The organism is Actimicrobium antarcticum (genome assembly GCF_039536745.1).
Lineage (GTDB): Bacteria > Pseudomonadota > Gammaproteobacteria > Burkholderiales > Burkholderiaceae_D > Actimicrobium > Actimicrobium antarcticum.
On record NZ_BAAAZE010000008.1, the window covers coordinates 686,403 to 706,229 of the forward strand.

The following is a 19,827-nucleotide window of genomic DNA, read 5'->3' on the forward strand; positions in this document are numbered from 1 at the left end:
CTCCTTATTTCGCTGCCGGCGTTGCAGCTGCCGGGGTTGCGGGGGTAGCAGCAGGGAGCGCAGCGGAACCCACCGGACCAGGCCACGCAACTGCTTTCACGGCCGTGCCCGGCTTGGCTTTCTGGAAGCCTTCGACGATCACCTTGTCGCCTGCCTTCAGGCCTTCACTGACGATCCACAGATTGCCCTGGGCAGTATCCGCACGTACCGGACGCACCGCGACTTTGCCATCCGCACCGACCAGCATGACCGATGCGCCTTGGGCGCCGCGTTGCACGGCCTGTTGTGGCACCGTAATGGCCTGCTCATTGACCGCCTGGGCCAGTTTTGCCCGGACATACATGCCTGGCAACAGCAACCGGTCGGGATTCGGGAACTCGGCGCGCAACGTGACCGCGCCCGAGCTTTCATCCACGCTCAGGTCCGAGAACAGCAATTTGCCCGATTGCGGATAGTCCTTGCCGTCTTCGGTCAGCAGCGTGACTTTGGCCAGGCCCTTGCCGGCGCTTTGCAAGCGTCCGCTCGCCATGGCGCGCTGCAGCGCCAGCACTTCGGTGCTGGACTGGGTCATGTTGACGTAGACCGTATCGACTTGCTGGATGGTGGCCAGCGGCGTGGCTTCGCCCATGCCGACCAGCGCACCTTCGGTGACTTGCGCGCGGCCGATGCGACCGGAAATCGGTGCGGTCACTGTCGCATAGCCCAGGCTCAGGCCGGCATTCTGGCGCGCTGCCTTGCTGGAGGCAAGGTCGGCGCTGGCCTGCTTTTGCGCCGTGGCGGCGTCGTCGAATTCCTGTTTGCTGATCGCATTGGTCTTGATCAGCGGTTCGTAGCGTTGCACTTTCAAACTGGCTTGCGCGAGATTGGCTTCCGCCTTGGCGACCGCTGCCTGGGCGCTGTCATAAGTTGCCTTGAATGGCGCTGAATCTATGCGGAACAGCACGTCGCCGGCCTTGACTTCACTACCTTCGCGGAACACGCGCTTGAGCACGATGCCGGCGACACGTGCCCTGACCTGGGCGACCCGGCTAGCCTCGACACGCCCCGGTAATTCGGTGCTCAACGCGAGGCGGGCTGGCGTCACGGTAACAATGGCGACTTCGGGCGGCGGCATTGCGCCAGCGGGTGGACCTGACGGGGCTTTTTCTCCGCAGGCGGCGAGGGTGGCGAGCAGCAGCAGCGGGGCGACTAAGCGCAGCGTTGAATCGGGACGGGATAGTTGCATTGGAATTCTCGCAATGAAATGGAGGTGCATTGGAATACGTGATCGGAGCGGAAGATGCGACTGCAAGATACACTGCAATAAAGTTACTGTTTATGCATGACCGGCTGGTGATTAACAATCGATGCAAACCGGAGCGCACAAACGACCGGTGGTATTATATATACATTCAGAGATGTATGTATCGTGCGTCCAACCTGCCCGAGACGGCATGGTGAATCACTACTTTTGCAGGCACCCGTTCCCAACTTATGTCCAGATCAACCAAAGAAGAAGCGTTAGAAACCCGCAGCCGCATTCTCGATGCCGCGGAAAATATTTTTCATGCGAATGGCGTGACGCGCACCTCGCTGGCCGACGTCGCGCTCGCAGCCAACGTCACTCGCGGCGCGATTTACTGGCATTTCAAGAACAAGGGCGATCTGTTCAATGCGATGTGCGAGCGGGTACACCTGCCCATGGAGGCCATGATTCGGAAAACCGCCGACCATTCCGAACGGGACCCGCTGAAGCTTTTGCGGGCCGCATTTTTGTTCGCGATCCGCGAGATCGTGCACAACCCGCATGCCCGCAAAGTGTTCGAAGTGATCTTCCATAAGTGCGAACTGGTCGATGTCGACGACCCGATCTGGACGCGGCAGCATGAATGCTTTATCGGCGGAATGGACAATATCGAACGCTTGCTCAGGGAAGCGTGTGCCATGGGCCAGTTACCGGCTGATCTGGATACGCATCTTGGCGCGGTCAGCCTGCATGCGATGGTTGACGGTCTGATCAATAACTGGTTGTTTTCGCCGCAGAGTTTCGATCTGGGCGGTCAGGTCGAGCGCTTTCTGGATGCGGGTCTGGACATGATGCGCAATGCAGCATCGCTCAGACTTCCGCAGGCCGCCTGAGCCGGTTTGCCAAAGGTCGTGATAGGGTCAATTCTGCAGCAAGCCGTTGACCTTGGCGACGTCGTCTTCGGTCAGCGTGCCCGCTGCCGATTTCAAACGCAAGCCGGCCATCAGCGTGTCATAGCGCGCTTTGGCCAGTAGCTGTCGGGTCGAAAACAGCTGTTGCTGCGCATTGAGGACATCGATATTGATGCGCACGCCGACCTGATAGCCGAGCCGGTTCGATTCCACCGCGGACTGACTGGAAATTTCTGCCGCTTCATAGGCGCGCACTTGCGCCAGCCCGCTATTGACTCCGAGGTAGAACTGGCGTGCTGCCTGGGCCGCGCTGCGGCGGGCAATATCCAGATCCGAGCGCGCCTTGTCTTCCAGTGAAATCGCTTCGCGTACCTTGCTGGTGATTGCAAAGCCGGCATATAGCGGGATCTGCCATTGCACACCGACGGAATTGGAGGTGCCGGTGCCGCCTGGGGTATTGAAGCTGGGACTACTCTGGTTGCTGTAGCCGTGGCTGGCCACCAGATCGACGGTCGGCAAATGGCCGGCGCGATTGCGGCCGATCTCGCGACGGGCGATGTCGAGTGCCAGTTGCTGGCTGATCACGCTGTAATTCTGCTGTTCGGCACTGCTGACCCAGGGCTCGATCTGGACCGGTGCCGGCGCACTGAGCTTCAGACCCGGGCGCAACGTCGCCAGCACGCCAGGTGGCTTGCCGATGATTTGCTGCAGCGCTGCGGTCTTCACATCGAGATCATTTTGCGCAGCGATCTGCTGGGCGATGGCCAGGTCGAAACGGGCCTGGGCTTCATTGGTGTCGGTGATGGTGGCTGTGCCGACTTCAAAGTTGCGTTTTGCCGAGGCCAGTTGCTCGGTGATGGCGTTTTCCTGTGCTTTCAGGAAGGCCAGCACATCCTGTGCGGCCAGGACATCGAAGTAGGCCTGGGCGACGCGGGTGATCAGGTCTTGCCTGGCTTGCGCATATATCGCTTCGCTGACCGCCACCGACAGTTTGCCTTGCTGATAGGTTTCCCAGTTGGCCATCCGGAACAGCGGTTGCGTCAGTGTCAGCGCATAGTTGTTGACGTTGTAATCGGCTTTGCGTCCTGCGGTTTCTGCATTGATCTGGCTGTAGCTGCCGCCGAGCCCGATTTGCGGCAGTAATCCTGCACGCCCTTGCACGCTGCGCTCCTGCCCGGCCATCAGGGCCGAGCGGGCACTGGCAATCACCGCATCGTTGCTGACTGCGTCGCGATACACCTGAACCAGGTCGGCGGCCTGCGCAGAGACTGACAGGAAGACGCCTGCAAGCAGCGGGGCGATGACAAAATTACGCATAAATTCTCCGGTGGAATCGGGTCGTGGTTGGCTGGGTGCCGCTGCTGGTTTGCTGGCTTGGTACGATGGCTAAAGACGGTGGCTAAAGACGGTGGCCAACTGCAGCCGCTCAATACGTCGGAACCGTCGGATCGACCTGCTGTGACCAGGCGTGAATGCCGCCGGTCAGGTTGGTGACGTCGGTGAATCCCTGCTGTTCCAGGAAGTTTGCCACCTGCATGCTGCGCGCCCCGTGATGGCAAATACAGACGATGGGAGCATCCTCGTCCAGTTCCGCCAGTCGCGCCGGGATAGTACGCATGGGTATCGTGACCGCCGACTCCAGATGGCAGGTGTCAAATTCCCAGGGCTCGCGTACATCCAGCAAAAAGGGGCTGACACGCGTCGCATCCTGAATCCATGCGTGCAGTTCGGGCGCAGTGAGATGTTGCATCGACAGCCTCAGAAAGTGAATTGTGACGGCGTGAGCGCGTTACGCAGCGGCGTGATGACGGTTTCGAACAGGTTCACCGTGCTGTAGCCGATGTCCGAAACGCGGGTAATGACCTGGGCTGTCATGGCCGGCGCCACGCCAATTACACACAGGATCCGGCCACCAACCTTGACCTGCGCCAGGAAATCATCCGGCAAGACCGGCAATGCACCCGAAATCACGATCACGTCATACGGTGCGGCGCTACTCCAGCCGCGTGCGCCGTCGCCAGGAACGACATCGACGTTGTCGATGCCATAGTCGCGCAGATTGCGCTGTGCCATTGCCTGCAGTTCGGGTTCGATCTCGACGGTCGTCACATGTCGCGCGCGATACGCCAGCAGGGCGGCCATGTAACCAGACCCGGTACCGATCTCCAGCACATGTTCATGCTTTTTGGGAGCGGCTTCCTGCAGGATGCGCGCCTCGAACTTCGGCATCAGCATGTTCTGTCCACACGGCAGCGGAATCTCGGTATCGACAAACGCCAGTGCGGTGTAGGCGGCTGGAACAAACACCTCCCGCTTGACTATCATCAGCAAATCAAGGACGTCCTGGTCCAGTACATCCCAAGTGCGAATTTGCTGTTCGATCATGTTGAAGCGGGCTTGTTCGATATTCATGTCAGGGTTTTCAATGCGTGAGGTGAAGGGAGATGAGTGGAAGCAATCTGCAACGTGCGACATTCTATCAAACCGGCCTGGCTGGCTGGCTCAGCAAGCCATGCAACAAGACATCCATGAACCCATGCAGATACGCTTGCGGCGATAACGTCTGTATCGCACAGGGGCCGCCGAAGGAATGCTTCCACATGATCAGCATCATGACCGGCGCGACGATGACACTGGTAGTCTGTATCGGGTCGCGCACGCTGAACTCGCCGCTGTCGATGCCGCGCCCGATCACCCTGGCAATCATGGCATTGCCTCGTTGAATGACTTCCTCATGATAGAACGCGGCGAGGTCAGGAAAATTGCCGGCTTCGGCCATGATCAATTTAGTGATCCCGGACAACCGCGTTTCGCCGATGCGTGCCCACCAGCCGAGCACGATGTCGCGCAGCAGCGCCGCGCTGGTGCCGGCATAGTCATTGACGATCAGTTCGGCTTCGCCGAGCAACGGGATTATGTTCTCGCGGACCACCGCCTTGAATAAATCTTCCTTGCTGCTGTAATACAGATACAGCGTTCCCTTTGATACCCCTGCCTGCTTCGCCACATCGTCCAGCCGGGTCGCAGCGAAGCCGCGTTCGACGAACAAATCGAGCGCGGCATCAAGCAATTCCTGAGGCCGGGCTTCCTTGCGGCGGGCCCAGCGGGGCGTGTTTTTGAGGGGGCAGAGCATAGTGAATGATGGAATTATTTAACTTACTTGCGAGTCAGTAATATACGTGGCCGGTCCTGTAGCGTCAAGGTTGGCAATGCGGTTGGCAGTGCGCTGAATCCGCATGAGACAATCGCATCCAGTTCATCCTTGACCCGCCATCGCACCATGACCGAAGACCGCCTGATCGATATCGAAATCAAACTGTCGCGCCAGGAAGACCTGCTCGATACACTCAACGAAACGGTGTATCGCCAGCAAAAGAAAATCACCGAACTCGAAGGCTTGTGCGCTGCGCTGGCGCGCCACCTGCAGACGTCCGGTGATGCCTCCGGGGAATCGCGACCGGCGCATGAACCTCCTCCGCATTACTGACACGCGAGTTTGCACACACTGACTTTGACGATAATTTCCATGACCATGCCTGCTACCGATAACGACGCCTGCCACAACACCTACCAGACCATCCATGCCCGTTTGAATCGCGAGACGGCGCGCCTGCAGTGGCATGAACTGCTGCCCCATTTTGCCTCAGGCGTGATGGTCGCCATCGACGGTACGCTCGATCTGGTGGATGTCGCGGTGCGCATGTCGATGGACGACACGACTGCGGTGAGCAACTGGATGGCCGATGGCTTGGTGCATCGGGTCAGCGACACACTGGCCGCGGCCTGGAGCGAAACCGATCCGGCGCTGTGGAGCGTGATCGTCAAACCCTGGATTCTGGTGCAACTTGATCAGCGCAAGGCGCCACCGCAATCTGCTACAGATTGAACGAACCCGTCACACCCCGATTGCGCCTGCGGGTGGCGAGAACAGCCACTCTGGCAACAGTGCGCGTGGTAATCTTTGGCCCGTCCTGACGGGACCGCGCACTATTTTTCGCTCGCCGGATATCGTTCCTGCGCAGCTTCACTGAACATAGACACCCCAACCGCACACATGGATATTCTCCTCGCATTAAAAGCCCTGATCATGGGCATCGTCGAAGGCTTGACGGAGTTTTTGCCGATTTCATCGACCGGCCATCTGATCCTGGCGGGTAGCCTGCTCAACTTCACTGGCGAGAAGGTCAAGACCTTCGAAATTGTCATCCAGTCGGGTGCCATTTTTGCGATTATCTGGGAGTACCGGGCGCGCATGATGCAGGTGTGTACTGGCTTGTTCAGTGACCGCACTGCGCAGAAATTCGCCATCAACCTGGTGATCGCGTTCATCCCGGCAGCCGTGCTGGGTCTGCTGTTTTCCAGTGCGATCAAAGCAAAGCTGTTTGCGCCGGTACCGGTGGCGCTGGCGTTCATTGTCGGTGGTCTGGTCATCCTGTGGGTCGAACGCCGCAACAAGGCCAGCACGGTGCCGCCGCGGATCGATTCGGTCGACGACATGACGGCACTGGATGCGCTCAAGGTGGGGCTGGCGCAGGCCTTCGCGCTGATCCCGGGCACCAGTCGTTCGGGTGCCACGATCATCGGTGGCATGATGTTGGGTCTGTCACGCAAGGCCGCCACCGAGTTCTCCTTTTTTCTGGCCATCCCGACTCTGATCGGTGCCACCGTCTATTCCCTGTACAAGGCCCGTGCGCTGCTGTCGGTGAGCGATCTGCCGTTGTTTGGCATCGGCACGCTGGCCGCTTTTGGTTCCGCGTTTTTATGCGTGCGCTGGTTGCTCCGTTACATCAGCTCGCATGATTTCACGGTCTTTGCGTGGTACCGCATCGTGTTCGGTTTCGTGATCCTTGCAACCGCTTACAGTGGCCTTGTGGTGTGGGCCGACTAGGAACCAGACCGGCTGCGCATTGCCTATTTTTTTAACAACGACCACGTTACCCACACTCTGGAATGACTGAAACAAGCACCTCCACCCGCGCCCTGCACCTGCTCGAAACCATCTTCGGTTATGCGTCCTTCCGGGGCCAGCAGGCTGAAATCGTCGAACTGATCGCGCAAGGTGGCGATGCGCTGGTGCTGATGCCTACCGGTGGCGGTAAATCGCTGTGTTACCAGATTCCGGCGCTGTTGCGTGACGGTGTCGGCGTCGTGATCTCGCCGCTGATCGCCCTGATGCAGGACCAGGTCGATGCACTGGCCGAAGTCGGGGTGCGGGCAGCGTTCCTGAACTCGACCCAGACCTACGAAGAAGCCTCCCGCATCGAACGTCAGGTACGTACTGGCGAGCTCGACCTGGTGTACGTCGCCCCGGAACGCCTGATGACGCCGCGCTGTCTGGACCTGCTGTCGGCCTCGAAGATTGCATTGTTCGCGATCGATGAAGCGCATTGCGTTTCGCAATGGGGGCATGATTTCCGGCCCGAATACATCAAGCTGTCGGTATTGCATGAGCGCTTCCCGAATGTGCCGCGCATCGCCCTGACCGCCACGGCCGACCAGCAAACCCGTACCGAAATCGCTCACCGCCTGCAGCTCGATGCCGCGAAGATGTTCATCTCGTCCTTCGACCGGCCCAACATTCGCTATCAGATCGTCGAGAAGGCCAACGGGCGCAAGCAGCTGCTCGACTTCATTCAGGCCGAGCATGTCGGCGATGCCGGCATCGTGTATTGCCTGTCCCGAAAAAAAGTCGAAGAAACCGCGGAATTCCTCAACGCCAGTGGCATCCGTGCGCTGCCGTACCACGCCGGCATGAAGTTCGACGAGCGCAGCCGGAATCAAGCGCGCTTCCTGCGTGAAGAAGGCATCGTGATGACCGCCACGATTGCCTTCGGCATGGGGATCGACAAGCCCGATGTGCGTTTCGTTGCGCATCTCGACCTGCCCAAAAGCATCGAAGGCTACTACCAGGAAACCGGTCGGGCCGGTCGTGACGGCCAGCCGGCCAATGCGTGGATGGCCTATGGCTTGCAGGATGTCGTGCAGCAGCGCCGCATGATCGATGAATCCGAAGCCGACGAAACCTTCAAGCGCGTGCTGGGCGTGAAGCTCGACGCGATGCTCGGCCTGTGCGAAACGCTCGGATGCCGCCGTCGCCATTTGCTGGAGTACTTCGGGCAGGCCTCGCAACCCTGCGGCAATTGCGACACCTGTCTGACGCCACCGGTATCGTTCAACGCTACCGTACCGGTGCAGAAACTGCTCTCCGCCATCTACCGTGTAGACCAGCGTTTTGGCGCAGGGCATGTGCTCGATGTTTTGCGCGGGATCGATTCCGACAAGGTCAAGCAATGGCGCCACGACCAGCTCTCGGTGTTCGGCATCGGCGCAGAGTCCAGCGAAGCCGAATGGCGCGCGATCCTGCGCCAGTCGATTGCACTGGGCCTGGTTGCCGTCGATTACGAGTCCTACAACGCACTTAAGCTGACCGATGCTGCCAAACCCGTTTTGCGCGGCGGCGAGCAAGTGCAGCTACGTGCCTACCAGAAGCCAGTCAAGGCAAAACGGGCATCCGGCAAAGCGCCGAAAGGCTATGTCGAAAGTGACCTGTCCGGCCACGATCAGGTCATCTTCGACAAGCTGCGCTGGTGGCGCATGGAGACCGCACGCAAGCACAACGTGCCGGCCTACGTGATTTTCCATGATGCGACGATGCGCGAGATTGCCAAGGCGCGACCAGCGTCGCTGGAGGATTTGCGTGGGGTGAGCGGGGTGGGGGAGAAGAAACTGGAAACCTACGGTGCCGAGATCGTGGGCCTGATTTCGGAGCTGGCGGAAGGATAGGCGTGCCGCGTTGAGGTCGTGGTTTTTTTCGTCAAGCGAGAGGTTTTGCGTGATGGATGCCGGGTACTACAGCCAGCTTTTTCAAGGCAAGCGTTGCCTGTAAATTTCACTCTAAAAATCACCGACTGTAGGTCGGGCTGCAAGCCCAACATGCGTCAAGCTGGCTTGTAGGTCGCCACGACGCGCGGTCTGCGGTAGCTAAAACGGGTTGCGCTCCGTCATGACCAAGCCGGGTGCGGCCCGGCAGCCGGTCACTTCTTTTTGCTTCGCCAAAAAGCAGTAATCAAGAAAAAGTCGACCGCAAGACCGCTGCCCTGCGGGTACCCAAAAACCGGGTACGGCAAGAGGGAAGCCCGCAAACTCGCTGCGCTCAGACAGTGCGGGCTTCTGATCCTCTTGCCGCACCCGGTTTTTGGCAGCGATCTTTTTATGCGGAATTCAAGGTCAAAACCAAGCCCAGCCTTGGAACCAGCGAGATGGTCGTGCTCGCTTTGCGCGAGAAAACTTCCTCGTCGTGATCGACATCGAGTTCAAAACCAACGTCAAAACCAACATCAAAACCAACATCAAAACCAACATCAAAACCAACGTCAAAACCAACATCAAAACCAACATCAAAACCAACGTCAAAACCAACATCAAAACCAACATCAAAACCAACGTCAAAACCAACATCAAAACCAAAACCTACAAGGCTTTTACAAGCCATCTTTCTCGCGAAAAGCGAGCCTGGCCATCAATCAATCACCAAGGCTGGGCTTGGTTTTGACGTTGAATTCCGCATAAAAGGCCGCTGCCAAATACCGTGTCCGGGCAGGGGATAAGAGGGCCGCACTGTCTGAGCGTAGCGAGTTTGCGGCCCTCCCCCTGACCGGGCACGGTATTTGGGAAACCGCAGGGCAGCGGTCTAGCGGTCGCCTTTTTTTGCTTACTTTATTTGGCGAAAAAAAATGAGCGGCTGCCGGGCCGCACCCGGCTTGGCTCCACGGAGCGCAACCCATTTTAGCTACCGCAGCCCGCAGCCCGCAGCCCGCGCGTCGCGGCGACCCGCAAAGCAACCTGACGCATGTTGGGCTTCGCAGCCCAACAGCCATGCAGCGCACCTTGCGGCGCCCTGAACAATGAAAGAAACTGGCGTTACGAGACGCCGTAATGCAGGGATGCCATTCGAATGGCAGTTTCGACCTGCAAAGCGCTCAATTCGTTTTACTTCACATCAACCCACCGCATCGCTGTCGGGCGAGGGGGGTGCGCTGCCGAACGGCTGATATCTTTCACGGCAACCTACAGTCGGTAGTTTGCATGGGGAAATTCGCAGTTGAAGTCCACATTGGAAGGGCTGGCTCCGCAGTCGAATCGACGCCCTACGACCCGCCATGCTTACTGCTGCAGCCCACCAGTACCATCCTGCGCCAGCGCCTGCAACGCCACCGGCAAAATCCCGCCCGACATGTCCTCTGGCAGTGGCACCCGCACCGGTTTGCTGCGCATGTTCGTATTGCGCAGGACGTTGCCGACAATCTCCGGTGCCGCATCCCAGACCGGATCGGCGATGCCGTCGAATACCCGTTTCAACTGTTCGCCCCAGGTATCGCGAATCATGCGGAAGTACTGGTTTTTTTCATCGATGGTGACGAAGCGCGTCACGGCCAGTTTGTCGGCTTCGTAGACCAGCAAGTCGAGCGGCAGGCCGACCGAGATGTTCGAGCGCAGCGTCGAGTCCATCGAGATCAGCGCGCACTTGGCGGCTTCGTCGAGCGAGGTGTCGAGGCTGACCACGCGGTCGATGATGGGTTTGCCGTATTTGGCTTCGCCGATCTGCAGATAGACGCTTTCATCCTGCGATTCAATGAAGTTGCCGGCGCTGTAGATCTGGAACAAGCGGCAGCGTTCACCCTTGATCTGACCGCCGAAAATCATGCTGGCGTTGAATGAGATACCGAATTTGTCGAGGGCTGCCGAGTCGCGCTCGTGCACGGTACGGATTGCTTCGCCGAGAATCTGGGCTGCTTCGTACATCGAACTGGCGGTCCACAGACTGCGCCCCGCCTTGTTCTTGTAATCCGTCAGTAGCTGGCGCACCGATTGCGAAATCGCCAGATTGCCAGCAGTCAGGAGCACCATCATCCTGTCGCCCGGTACTTCGAACACGCTCATCTTGCGGAAGGTGCCGACATGATCGACACCAGCGTTGGTGCGAGAGTCCGACAAGAAAACCAAGCCAGCGTCAAGGCGCATGGCAACACAGTAAGTCATGGTGCGTACCTGAAAACAAACGGGAGTCTGAATTCTACAGAACGTTGCGCCGCTATGGTCCAGATAAATGCGAGCAGGCAACAAAAATCGGTTCAGGCCAAGTTTGGAATCGTTGCCATCGCCAGCAACGGACCACTGCTGCTGACGCAGCGCACTGCAGACACGTGCGCTGCGCCGCCTTGGCACGCGGATGCACCACAAATCGCCGATTACCGGTAGACCTTGGTGCGCACGGGTAGTGCCGGATAGCAGCCCTGCATGGATTGACCGACGACCAGACGCGTCAGGCCTCCAGCGGCACCAGGAAGTCGTGACTGACCCGGGCACCCAATTCGCCGATGCGCTCCAGGAATTGGGTCAGATAGTTATCCAGTCCGGCGGTCTGGATGTCTTCGATCTGGCCGAATTGCAGTTCGGCCTTGAGCACACCGGCCAGGCGCTCGGTTTCCTGTGACGCCTCGGTGCCGACATGCTTCAGATTGGCGACCACTTCCACCATGCACGCCAGCAGGGAGCGCGGCATGTTTTCGCGCAGGATCAGCAGTTCGGCCACGCGGGCCGGCGTGATGACGTCACGATAGACCTTGCGATAAATTTCGAAGGCCGACACCGAGCGCAGCAGCGCGGCCCAGTAATAAAAATCGATCTGCTGTTCGTGCACTTGCGGCTGGTTGGGACCGGTACCGTGGAATTTCACGTCGAGGATGCGGGCGGTGTTGTCGGCCCGCTCCAGGAAGGTGCCCAGCCGGATGAAGTAGAACGACTCATCCTTGAGCATGGTGCCGATAGTGACGCCGCGCGACAGGTGAGAGCGGTACTTGACCCATTCGAAAAACTGCACCGGATTTTGTTCCAGTTCGCCATCGCGCAGCTTGCTCTGCAGTTCAAGCCAGGTGGCGTTGTGGGTTTCCCAGACTTCGGTGGTGAGCGTGCCGCGCACGGCACGTGCATTTTCGCGTGCCTGTTTCAGGCACGACGCAATCGAGGACGGGTTGCTCATGTCCTTGACCATGAAGTTGAGGACATCCTTGGGCGTCAGCGTCGGATATTTCTTGTCGAATAGCTCCAGCAGTTCGGAAATCTCCAGCAGGGCGCGCCAGCCACGGGTGGCGGCTTCTTTCGATTGTGGCAGCAGTCCGGTCTCGGTATTGACATCGAGCATGCGGGCGGTATTTTCTGCGCGCTCTGTGTAGCGCGCCATCCAGAACAGGTGGTCAGCGGTGCGGCTCAACATATTATTTCTCCAGAATCCAGGTGTCTTTGGTGCCGCCGCCCTGTGATGAATTCACCACCAGCGAACCTTCTTTCAGCGCTACGCGCGTCAGGCCGCCAGGCACCATCGAGATGGTTTTGCCAGACAGGACGAACGGGCGCAGGTCGATGTGACGTGGCGCGATACCAGCCTCGACAAAGGTCGGACAGGCCGACAGTGCCAGCGTGGGCTGGGCAATATAGCCGTCGGGTTTGGCGATCACGCGCGCCCGGAAGTCCTCGATCTCGGCTGCGGTCGACGCCGGACCAACCAGCATGCCGTAGCCACCGGCGCCATGAACTTCCTTGACGACCAGCTCAGCCATGTGGGCCAGCGTGTAGGCCAGGTCTTCTTTTTTCCGGCACTGGAAAGTCGGCACGTTATTGAGGATCGGCTCTTCGGTCAGGTAAAAACGGACCATGTCGGGCACGAACGGATAGATCGACTTGTCATCGGCCACGCCGGTACCGATTGCATTGGCCAGCGTGACGCGGCCATCGCGGTAGACCGAGAGCAAGCCGGGCACACCCAGCGAGGAGTCGGCGCGGAAGGCCAGCGGATCGAGATAGTCATCATCGAGACGGCGATAGATCACGTCGACGCGTTGCGGGCCGCGCGTGGTGCGCATGAACACCGCATTGTCATCGACGAACATATCCTTGCCTTCGACCAATTCAATGCCCATTTGCTGGGCCAGGAAGGCATGCTCGAAATACGCCGAGTTGTACATCCCAGGCGACATCACCACCACGGTCGGATCGGTCACGCCGATCGGCGCTACGGAGCGCAGGTTGTCGAGCAACATATCGGGATAGTGCGCCACCGGTGCGATCTGGTGTCGGGCGAACAGTTCAGGAAAAAGCCGCATCATCATCTTGCGATTTTCGAGCATGTACGACACGCCCGATGGCACCCGCAGGTTGTCTTCGAGCACATAGAACTCGCCTTCGCCAGCGCGCACGATGTCGACACCGGCGATGTGGGCGTAGATGTCGTTGGCCACCGAAATACCTTGCATCTCGGGGCGATACTGCGCGTTATGGAAAATCTGTTCTGCCGGGATCACGCCGGCCTTGATGATGTTCTGGTCATGATAAATATCGTGCAGGAACATGTTCAGGGCCTTGACGCGCTGCACCAGTCCTTTTTCGAGAGTGGTCCATTCGGCCGCCGTGATAATGCGGGGAATGATGTCGAACGGAATCAGGCGTTCGGTGCCTGCATCGCTGCCGTAGACCGCAAAGGTAATGCCGACACGGCGGAAAATCAGGTCGGCTTCAGCTTGCTTGCGCGCGATGATGTTGGCAGGCTGCTCGGTGAGCCATGCCTGGAATTCCTGATAGTGTTGGCGCACGCCGGCAGCGCCACTGGAATGCATCTCATCGAAAAAATTCGCCATCTGTGATCCCGTTACTGTTTTTCTGAAAGCACTGCAGCGTCTTGCCTGCAGCGAGCTTGTACAAAGAGTATCAAGAAATGTGCCAGCGGGTTCGATGATCTGAATTGTCGCGCTGAAATCGCCAGCCCGGCTCTGCAGAATCAATCCGGCCGACGCAACCGGTCGATCAGCGCCAGTGTGTGCTGATCGGGCGGCGGCGTCATCAGGCTGACGATCACCAGCGCAAGGAATCCGGCTGGCACACCAAAGATTCCTGCTGAAATTGGTGCAATATGGAACCATTGCCCCGCAATCGAGCCACCGAGCGCCGGATAGGTGCGCAACATGTAGATCACACAGACCACCAGACCGACCAGCATGCCGGCAATGGCACCGGGCTGGTTTGCACGCTTCCAGAACACCCCCAGCGCCAGCGCCGGAAACAGCATCGATGCCGCCAGTGAAAATGCCGCGCCGACCATCGACAGGATGTTGCCCGGCTTGAGTGACGCAACATAGGCGGCGATCAGCGCCACCACCAGCAAGAGCAGCTTCGAAATGGTGACGCGCTTCTGCGGCGACGCGGTCGGATCGATTTTCTTGAAGTAGACATCATGCGAGAGGGCGCTGGAAATTGTCAGCAACAGTCCGTCGGCAGTCGACAGCGCCGCCGCCAGTCCGCCGGCAGCGATCAGACCCGAGATGACATACGGCAGTCCGGCGATTTCGGGCGTGGCGAGCACCACGATGTCGCCATCCAGAACGATTTCAGCCAGCTGCACGATACCGTCGTGATTGATGTCGACGATGCTGACCAGTGGATTGGCTTTGTCGAGATTGGTCCAGTAAGAGACCCAGCCCGGCAGGTGCGAGTATTCGGAGCCGACCAGCGAGGTGTAAATATCCACCTTCACAAGCACCGCCAGCGCCGGAATCGTGATGTACAGCAGCATGATGAAAAACAGCGTCCAGAACACCGATTTGCGCGTTTCGATGACCGACGGCGTGGTGTAGTACCGCACCAGCACATGCGGCAGGGCCGCAGTACCCATCATCAGGCACAGCACCAGCGCAAGGAAGTTGTTGCGCTTGATGTCGGAAGCGGCAGCATCGGTGCCCGGAAAGGGCTTTGCATGCGGCACCAGCGGCGCGGCGCGCGCCAGGTAATTGGTGCGTGCCTCGGTCCATTTGCGCTGGGCTTCGCTGGCATCCTTCGGATACGCCGCAAGCGCTCGTGCTGCGGTCTTGATATCGATCAGCGAGGCGTTCTCGCGTTTGAGTTGCTCGACGCGGCGCTGCGCATCGACCCGGCCATCTTCCCAGGAGCCGGGCAGTGCGCGCAAGCGTACATCGAGATCGGCTGCGCGCTGCACGAACACATCGCGTACCTGCTTCTCGCCGGGATCGGCACTGAGCACCTTTTCGCGTTCACCGAGCGTCGATAGCGCCGTGCCATAGGAAATCTGCGGTACCGGCACACTGGTGTGCTTGACCGACATCCACACCACCGGAATCATGTAGGCGATCAACATGATCAGGTACTGCGCCACCTGGGTCCAGGTGATCGCGCGCATGCCGCCGAGGAAGGAACAGACCAGGATGCTGGCCAGCCCGAGGAATATCCCGACCGAGAAGTCCACGCCCGTAAAACGCGACGTGATCAGGCCGACGCCGTAGATTTGCGCGACCACATACGTGAACGACACAATCACGGTGGCCATCACCGCCAGCGTGCGCACCATATCGTTTCCGTAGCGCCCGCCGTAGCGCGCCGCCAGGTAATCGGGAATCGTGTATTGACCGAACTTGCGCAGATACGGCGCCACCAGCAGCGCCACGAGGACGAAGCCACCAGTCCATCCCATGATGTAGGCCAGCCCGTCGAAACCCTGCAAATACAGGCCACCGGCCAGGCTCAGGAAACTGGCAGCCGACATCCAGTCGGCGGCCGTTGCCATGCCATTGAACATGGCGGGCACGCGCCGCCCGGCCACGTAGTATTCGGTGACGTCGGAAGTGCGGCTCATGACGCCGATGCCGGCGTACATCACGATGGTCGCGAACAGGAACAGGTAGCCGATCCACAGACGCGGCATGCCTTCTTTTTCGAGCAGCGCCAGCGTGATCAGGAACAGCACGAAACCCAGCGCAAACCAGGCGTAATAGCGCTTCAGTCGGGCCGAAAAGGCATTACTCGCCATCGCTGTTTTCCTCGACAAAGCGACGGTCCAGCGCCGCCATGCGCCAGGCATAACCAGCGATGATCACGACATACAGTACGGTAGCGCCCTGCGCCGCCAGATAAAACGACAACGGCCAACCGAACAGCGCGTAGCCATCCAGCTGGCGCGCGAAATAAATGATCGTGAAGGTGATGCCGAACCAGCCTGCCAGCAACTGCAATGTCAGGCGGCGGGTCATGCGCCAATGCGCGGCAGGCTTGAGTGGTGCACCGTGCAGGAATTCACGCATCAGCCGATGTCCTCGATGAAGGCATGCAGCTGCGACATCGGCAACGTGACACGGAACAGGCTGCCCGGCACCTTCGGATCGTGGCTGTGCGGATTGTTGAAAATGTCGACTTCGGCATCGTGTTGCAATGCAATTTCACGCACGATCGCCAGTCCCAGCCCACTGCCTTCGGCATTGCTGCCAAGGATGCGATAAAAGCGCTCGAAGACATGGTTGCGCTCGGTGGCCGCAATACCGGGTCCTGTGTCTTCGATTTCCAGCATGGCATGCTCGCGGTCCTCATCGATGCGCACGCGGATGGTCACGCTACCGTGCGGCGGGGTGTAGCGCAGCGCGTTGTCGATCAGATTGCCCAGCAATTCGCGCAGCATCATCGGATTGCCACTGGTCATGACGGGATGTCCGGGCTGCTCGAAACCGATATCGATGTGTCGCGTGAAGGCGGTCTGTACCCAGTCCTGCACGACATTGCGGGCCAGTTCGCACAGCTCGATCGGGACGAATGCTTTGGCTTGCGGGGTCTGGTTCTCTGCATGCGCCAGCGCCAGCAGCTGGTTGATCAGGCGGGTGGCCGATTCGGAGCTTTTCGAGAGCTGTTCCAGCGAGCGATGGATTTCTGTCTGTGAGGTCTGGCGCAGCGCCAGTTCCGATTGCATGCGCATGCCGGCCAGCGGCGTTTTCATCTGGTGCGCGGCATCGGCAATGAAGCGCTTTTGCAGCTGGATGGTTTGCGACAGGCGTTCCAGCATGTCGTTGAGCGAGCGCACCAGCGGCGAAATTTCTTCCGGCACCTGGCCGGAGGCGATCGGACTGAGGTCGTCTGGCCGGCGTGCCCGTATGCGTTGCTGCAACTCGGCCAGCGGTGCCAGTCCGCGTGCCAACGCAAACCAGACCAGCGCCAGTGCGACCGGCAGGATGATGAACTGCGGCAGGATCACGCCTTTGATGATTTCATTGGCCAGTTGTGCCCGCTTGTCCAGAGTCTCGCCGACCTGCACCAGCGCGAGTCGTGGCTCCCGCGAGGCGTCGCTGGCCTGTTCCGGAGCGCGCAGATCGACCAGCACATAGGCGATCCGCACTTCGGTGCCGTGCAGTCGGTCGTTGCGGAACTGTACCGAGCTGGTGGCCGGTTTTTCTTCATCCACCAGCGCCGGCATGTCGCGGTCGCCGTCGACAAATTCGCCGCGCGGGCCGAGCACCTGGTAGTACACGTTGTCGACATCGTCAGCGCGCAGGATGTCGCGTGCCGTGCCGGGCAACAGTGCCACCACCTTGCCGTCGACTTCTCGCACCTGTTGCGACAGCACGGTAACGCTGTCATCGAGCGCGCGGTCGAACGGCTGGTTGGCGATCGATTTTGCGACCAGGTAGGTGATGGCAATGCTCATTGGCCAGAGCAGCAGCAACGGCACCAGCATCCAGTCCAGAATTTCGCCGAACAGGGAACGCTGGATCGGTTCTGCGATGTTGTCGGGCGTATCCGCTGGCAGGGTGTTCGGCGTGTTCCGTAGCGGCACGTCAGGTCGCCGCTGGCGCTGGAGGCACGGGCAATGCCGTCACGTCGGGAAATTTTTCGAGGCAGTAACCGAGCCCGCGCACGGTGGCAATCCTGACGCCGCCGCTTTCGATCTTCTTGCGCAAGCGGTGGACGTAGACTTCGATCGCGTTGTTGCTGACTTCCTCACCCCATTCGCACAGATGGTCGACCAGCTGCTCTTTCGAGACCAGCCGGCCGGTACGCTGCAGCAGCACTTCCAGCAAGCCGAGTTCGCGTGCCGACAGATCCAGCATCTGTTCGTTCAGATACGCGATGCGGCCAACCTGATCGTAGGACAGCGGCCCGTGCCGCACCACGGTCGGTCCGCCGCCAACACCGCGCCGGGTCAGGGCGCGCACGCGCGCTTCGAGTTCGGACAGGGCAAATGGCTTGGCCATGTAATCATCAGCACCGAGGTCGAGTCCCTTGACGCGCTGCTCGATTGAATCGGCGGCGGTCAGGATCAGCACGGGCAGGTGGGAATTGCGGGCGCGCAGCTTGCGCAGCACTTCCAGGCCCGACATCCGTGGCAGGCCGAGGTCGAGGATCAGCAGGTCGAAGTCCTGTGTCGACAGCGCCAGATCGGCCTCCACGCCGTTATGCACGCAATCGGTGGCATAGCCGGACTGGCGCAGCGAACGCGTCAATCCATCGGCCAGTACGCTGTCGTCTTCGGCAAGCAGGATACGCATGGTATTTGGCCCAGGGAGGAATGCGCAGAGTTTATTGCGTTCGCTGGATTCGGGCAAGAAATGATGGTTTTGCCAGAGATGACAAATTCACCGGATCGTTCATCGGCGCGGCGGGCTGTAGTCGGGAAAGAACTCCCGTAGCAAAAATTGCTGCAGACCGGCGGACTCTTCCGGACGGGCGCTCAACATAATTTTTTTGCCTAGCCGGCGTGAATCCCACGAGAAATCCTCCTGGGTATGCTGGCGAATGATCTCGATCATCTTCTTGACCACGGCGATCCGGATATCGAGCTCGCTACCTTGTTCGACGTTGAGCATCTGGCTCCAGTTGCGGCCGGCGTCTTTCTTCCAGCCGCGGAACAGGAATTCGGCGTTGTGTGCACCGACACTTTGTAACTGGAACAGGCCGCCGCCGCTTTCCTTCTCGATGCCAGCGGACTTCAGACTGGAGGCGATATTGGCCAGCGCCGCCTGCTTGCCGCGCTCGTTATCCTGTTGCTCGGGCGTGCCGCGTGCAGCCTGGGTTGCGCGTTCCTGTGATTCGGCTTCCGCACGCTGTTGCTGCTTCGCGGCCAGTCGGCTGGAGAAGTCATCGACGGGTGGGGTTGCGGGCTCGGGCGGCGGAACGGTGCGGGCGAGTGCCGGCAGGCTTGGCGTGTCGGGAACTGGCCGCGGTCGACTGGCGCGTACCGGCGCCTGCTTTTGCGGTTTTGGCTTGCGCGGAACGACCGTTGGCCTGGCCGGTACTTCGACGCCGCGTGCGCGCTTCGGCTGTGCCGCGGCATCCGGTACGTTCGGAATCATCATCAACGTGGTTTCGGTATCACGCTTGCCATCCAACGGCTGCGGAAAGTCGCTCGTGTGATGCAGGATAAGCCAGAGCACCAGGCCATGCAGCAGCAGGGTCACGACGGCAGCGACCGAAATTGTGACCGGCCGGGAACGCGGTGGCTCGACCGGAGTCATCCGGTCGGTAGACCGCCGGCGGGGCTGGCGCAATGAGGATGTGGTTTCGTAGGGCAAGTAGCGGCGTGAATTCGGTGGAGTCTCTTGGTGGCAATAAGTCATTGCGTCATCGAATCGACGCAAGTGCGAAGGTTACCACCGGATGCGCAGACAAATATTTCGTCATGTATCCTGCGACCTGCGCGGCCGCATCGTGGGATGATCCCGGATTGCCAGTTGGTCACGTTGACGCCCGGGCCAGAAGTTTGATCTGGCACAAAAAACCCTGCTTGCATAAACCACTGTTTTTTTATACAGTGCGAGCTGTGATTGAATATGATGGCTTGTGATTGATGTAACGATGCCAGATCGCTGG

The 19,827-nt window shown here is 59.6% G+C and carries 19 protein-coding genes; 5 read left to right on the forward strand and 14 right to left on the reverse strand.

Features of this window, described 5'->3' with window-relative positions:
• Positions 1 to 4: 4 nt before the first annotated feature.
• The gene (locus ABD720_RS11040; RefSeq protein WP_344763338.1) at positions 5 to 1,225 is read right to left on the reverse strand and encodes an efflux RND transporter periplasmic adaptor subunit; all 1,221 of its coding nucleotides are present in this window, start codon (positions 1,223 to 1,225) and stop codon (positions 5 to 7) included.
• 248 nt (positions 1,226 to 1,473) lie between these two features.
• Here ABD720_RS11040 and ABD720_RS11045 point away from each other — a divergent pair, with 248 nt between their 5' ends.
• Positions 1,474 to 2,118 carry a TetR family transcriptional regulator gene (locus tag ABD720_RS11045; RefSeq protein ID WP_344763339.1) on the forward strand — a complete coding sequence of 215 codons (645 nt, stop codon included), beginning with the start codon at positions 1,474 to 1,476 and terminating at the stop codon, positions 2,116 to 2,118.
• 27 nt (positions 2,119 to 2,145) lie between these two features.
• On the opposite strand, the gene ABD720_RS11050 is transcribed toward ABD720_RS11045, so the two are convergent.
• The 4 genes from ABD720_RS11050 to ABD720_RS11065 form a co-directional block, all read right to left on the reverse strand.
• Positions 2,146 to 3,453 carry a TolC family outer membrane protein gene (locus ABD720_RS11050; protein WP_344763340.1) on the reverse strand — a complete coding sequence of 436 codons (1,308 nt, stop codon included), beginning with the start codon at positions 3,451 to 3,453 and terminating at the stop codon, positions 2,146 to 2,148.
• A gap of 109 nt (positions 3,454 to 3,562) precedes the next feature.
• Positions 3,563 to 3,886 carry a rhodanese-like domain-containing protein gene (locus ABD720_RS11055; protein WP_344763341.1) on the reverse strand — a complete coding sequence of 108 codons (324 nt, stop codon included), beginning with the start codon at positions 3,884 to 3,886 and terminating at the stop codon, positions 3,563 to 3,565.
• 8 nt (positions 3,887 to 3,894) lie between these two features.
• A complete protein-coding gene (locus ABD720_RS11060) occupies positions 3,895 to 4,548 on the reverse strand; it encodes a protein-L-isoaspartate O-methyltransferase family protein (RefSeq protein WP_344763342.1) in 654 nt (217 codons plus the stop codon).
• Positions 4,549 to 4,615: 67 nt separating this feature from the next.
• Positions 4,616 to 5,269 carry a TetR/AcrR family transcriptional regulator gene (locus ABD720_RS11065; protein WP_344763343.1) on the reverse strand — a complete coding sequence of 218 codons (654 nt, stop codon included), beginning with the start codon at positions 5,267 to 5,269 and terminating at the stop codon, positions 4,616 to 4,618.
• Between the two features lie 147 nt (positions 5,270 to 5,416).
• Here ABD720_RS11065 and ABD720_RS11070 point away from each other — a divergent pair, with 147 nt between their 5' ends.
• From ABD720_RS11070 to recQ, 4 genes are all read left to right on the forward strand, one after another.
• The gene (locus tag ABD720_RS11070; protein ID WP_344763344.1) at positions 5,417 to 5,623 is read left to right on the forward strand and encodes a SlyX family protein; all 207 of its coding nucleotides are present in this window, start codon (positions 5,417 to 5,419) and stop codon (positions 5,621 to 5,623) included.
• A gap of 39 nt (positions 5,624 to 5,662) precedes the next feature.
• Entirely contained in the window at positions 5,663 to 6,022 is a 360-nt protein-coding gene (locus ABD720_RS11075) for a DUF2288 domain-containing protein (protein WP_344763345.1), read from the forward strand.
• Between the two features lie 168 nt (positions 6,023 to 6,190).
• A complete protein-coding gene (locus ABD720_RS11080) occupies positions 6,191 to 7,024 on the forward strand; it encodes an undecaprenyl-diphosphate phosphatase (RefSeq protein WP_344763346.1) in 834 nt (277 codons plus the stop codon).
• Between the two features lie 62 nt (positions 7,025 to 7,086).
• Complete coding sequence (gene recQ, locus ABD720_RS11085) at positions 7,087 to 8,919, forward strand: DNA helicase RecQ (RefSeq protein ID WP_344763347.1); 1,833 nt, start codon at positions 7,087 to 7,089, stop codon at positions 8,917 to 8,919.
• A gap of 427 nt (positions 8,920 to 9,346) precedes the next feature.
• Here recQ and ABD720_RS11090 read toward each other — a convergent pair whose 3' ends face one another.
• From ABD720_RS11090 to ABD720_RS11130, 9 genes are all read right to left on the reverse strand, one after another.
• Complete coding sequence (locus tag ABD720_RS11090) at positions 9,347 to 9,628, reverse strand: hypothetical protein (RefSeq protein ID WP_344763348.1); 282 nt, start codon at positions 9,626 to 9,628, stop codon at positions 9,347 to 9,349.
• A 671-nt stretch (positions 9,629 to 10,299) separates the two neighbouring features.
• Complete coding sequence (locus ABD720_RS11095; protein WP_344763349.1) at positions 10,300 to 11,175, reverse strand: proteasome-type protease; 876 nt, start codon at positions 11,173 to 11,175, stop codon at positions 10,300 to 10,302.
• A 283-nt stretch (positions 11,176 to 11,458) separates the two neighbouring features.
• A complete protein-coding gene (locus ABD720_RS11100) occupies positions 11,459 to 12,409 on the reverse strand; it encodes an alpha-E domain-containing protein (RefSeq protein ID WP_344763350.1) in 951 nt (316 codons plus the stop codon).
• Position 12,410: 1 nt separating this feature from the next.
• The gene (locus ABD720_RS11105; RefSeq protein ID WP_344763351.1) at positions 12,411 to 13,826 is read right to left on the reverse strand and encodes a circularly permuted type 2 ATP-grasp protein; all 1,416 of its coding nucleotides are present in this window, start codon (positions 13,824 to 13,826) and stop codon (positions 12,411 to 12,413) included.
• Between the two features lie 140 nt (positions 13,827 to 13,966).
• A complete protein-coding gene (locus ABD720_RS11110; protein WP_344763353.1) occupies positions 13,967 to 16,006 on the reverse strand; it encodes a sodium:solute symporter family protein in 2,040 nt (679 codons plus the stop codon).
• A complete protein-coding gene (locus ABD720_RS11115) occupies positions 15,996 to 16,277 on the reverse strand; it encodes a DUF4212 domain-containing protein (protein WP_344763354.1) in 282 nt (93 codons plus the stop codon). Before ABD720_RS11115 ends, ABD720_RS11110 begins: the two co-directional genes overlap by 11 nt.
• Positions 16,277 to 17,794: a sensor histidine kinase gene (locus ABD720_RS11120; RefSeq protein ID WP_425547965.1), complete on the reverse strand. Its 1,518-nt coding sequence runs from the start codon at positions 17,792 to 17,794 to the stop codon at positions 16,277 to 16,279. Before ABD720_RS11120 ends, ABD720_RS11115 begins: the two co-directional genes overlap by 1 nt.
• Before the next feature lies 1 nt (position 17,795).
• Complete coding sequence (locus tag ABD720_RS11125) at positions 17,796 to 18,506, reverse strand: response regulator (RefSeq protein WP_344763355.1); 711 nt, start codon at positions 18,504 to 18,506, stop codon at positions 17,796 to 17,798.
• Positions 18,507 to 18,605: 99 nt separating this feature from the next.
• Positions 18,606 to 19,574: a hypothetical protein gene (locus ABD720_RS11130; RefSeq protein WP_344763356.1), complete on the reverse strand. Its 969-nt coding sequence runs from the start codon at positions 19,572 to 19,574 to the stop codon at positions 18,606 to 18,608.
• Positions 19,575 to 19,827 lie beyond the last annotated feature (253 nt).

Excerpts from the sequence above, each read along its gene's own strand:
- ABD720_RS11040 (WP_344763338.1), bottom strand. The coding sequence starts at position 1,225 with ATGCAACTATCCCGTCCCGATTCAACGCTGCGCTTAGTCGCCCCGCTG.
- ABD720_RS11045 (WP_344763339.1), top strand. The coding sequence starts at position 1,474 with ATGTCCAGATCAACCAAAGAAGAAGCGTTAGAAACCCGCAGCCGCATT.
- ABD720_RS11050 (WP_344763340.1), bottom strand. The coding sequence starts at position 3,453 with ATGCGTAATTTTGTCATCGCCCCGCTGCTTGCAGGCGTCTTCCTGTCA.
- ABD720_RS11055 (WP_344763341.1), bottom strand. The coding sequence starts at position 3,886 with ATGCAACATCTCACTGCGCCCGAACTGCACGCATGGATTCAGGATGCG.
- ABD720_RS11060 (WP_344763342.1), bottom strand. The coding sequence starts at position 4,548 with ATGAATATCGAACAAGCCCGCTTCAACATGATCGAACAGCAAATTCGC.
- ABD720_RS11065 (WP_344763343.1), bottom strand. The coding sequence starts at position 5,269 with ATGCTCTGCCCCCTCAAAAACACGCCCCGCTGGGCCCGCCGCAAGGAA.
- ABD720_RS11070 (WP_344763344.1), top strand. The coding sequence starts at position 5,417 with ATGACCGAAGACCGCCTGATCGATATCGAAATCAAACTGTCGCGCCAG.
- ABD720_RS11075 (WP_344763345.1), top strand. The coding sequence starts at position 5,663 with ATGACCATGCCTGCTACCGATAACGACGCCTGCCACAACACCTACCAG.
- ABD720_RS11080 (WP_344763346.1), top strand. The coding sequence starts at position 6,191 with ATGGATATTCTCCTCGCATTAAAAGCCCTGATCATGGGCATCGTCGAA.
- recQ (WP_344763347.1), top strand. The coding sequence starts at position 7,087 with ATGACTGAAACAAGCACCTCCACCCGCGCCCTGCACCTGCTCGAAACC.
- ABD720_RS11090 (WP_344763348.1), bottom strand. The coding sequence starts at position 9,628 with ATGGCTTGTAAAAGCCTTGTAGGTTTTGGTTTTGATGTTGGTTTTGAC.
- ABD720_RS11095 (WP_344763349.1), bottom strand. The coding sequence starts at position 11,175 with ATGACTTACTGTGTTGCCATGCGCCTTGACGCTGGCTTGGTTTTCTTG.
- ABD720_RS11100 (WP_344763350.1), bottom strand. The coding sequence starts at position 12,409 with ATGTTGAGCCGCACCGCTGACCACCTGTTCTGGATGGCGCGCTACACA.
- ABD720_RS11105 (WP_344763351.1), bottom strand. The coding sequence starts at position 13,826 with ATGGCGAATTTTTTCGATGAGATGCATTCCAGTGGCGCTGCCGGCGTG.
- ABD720_RS11110 (WP_344763353.1), bottom strand. The coding sequence starts at position 16,006 with ATGGCGAGTAATGCCTTTTCGGCCCGACTGAAGCGCTATTACGCCTGG.
- ABD720_RS11115 (WP_344763354.1), bottom strand. The coding sequence starts at position 16,277 with ATGCGTGAATTCCTGCACGGTGCACCACTCAAGCCTGCCGCGCATTGG.
- ABD720_RS11125 (WP_344763355.1), bottom strand. The coding sequence starts at position 18,506 with ATGCGTATCCTGCTTGCCGAAGACGACAGCGTACTGGCCGATGGATTG.
- ABD720_RS11130 (WP_344763356.1), bottom strand. The coding sequence starts at position 19,574 with ATGACTTATTGCCACCAAGAGACTCCACCGAATTCACGCCGCTACTTG.